This is a genomic window from Aquimarina agarivorans, assembly GCF_000218485.1.
GTDB classification, from domain to species: domain Bacteria; phylum Bacteroidota; class Bacteroidia; order Flavobacteriales; family Flavobacteriaceae; genus Aquimarina; species Aquimarina agarivorans.
Genome location: NZ_AFPB01000049.1, coordinates 1 through 693, shown reverse-complemented (window position 1 = coordinate 693; position 693 = coordinate 1). Strand labels below are relative to the sequence as shown.

The 693-nt window shown below is 67.4% G+C and carries 1 protein-coding gene; it reads right to left on the bottom strand.

Going from position 1 to position 693, the window contains the following annotated elements; translation table 11 throughout:
* Nucleotides 1–693 (bottom strand): IS21 family transposase (gene istA / locus GMC_RS23365; protein WP_138940542.1); only part of this gene is annotated, 693 nt, incomplete at both ends.

Sequence of the window (693 nt, the reverse complement as noted above, 5' to 3'; positions counted from 1 at the left end):
AGTCGAGCAGGCGTTGCGGCGTCCACTCACGATGCGCCTGGTGCGCTGCGGGCATGTGTTCGCGCTGGGTACTGTAAGCGCCGCGTCGCCCCAGCAGCAGGTGGCTGGCCACCCGCCGGTTGCCATGCAGCACTTCCAGGGTGTGTGCCGTCAGTCGCACGTCCACGTTCTGCCGGGCCAGGGCGGAGGGCACGCTGTAGAAGCTGCCATTGACCTCGATGTGGTAGTCGATGCTGACCTTGCAGCGCTTGAAGGTGGCGACCTCGTAGGGATGCACCGGCAGCGCTCGCAAGGCCGGGCGATCCAGACGCTCGAACCAGTCGCGCCGGCAGCCATCGAGCCGCTTGAACGGGCGCCGATTCAGATCCTCCAGCAGCTCGGCGATGGCCTGGTTAAGCGCATGCAGGCTGAAGAACTGCCGATGGCGCAGCCGCGCCATGATCCAGCGCTCGACCACCTGCACCGCCACCTCGGCCTTGGCCTTGTCCTGAGGCTTGCGTGGCCGTGCCGGCAGGATCACCGTCTGGTAATGACGCGCGCACTCCAGCGTGGCCCGGTTCAGGCCCGGCTCGTAGCGATCCGGCTGGGCGACCAGGGCGCGCGGATTGTCCGGCACAACCATTTCCGGCACGCCGCCAAAGTAGGTCAGAGCCTGGCCCAGCGAGGTCAGCCAGTCCACCTGGGTTTCGCCTG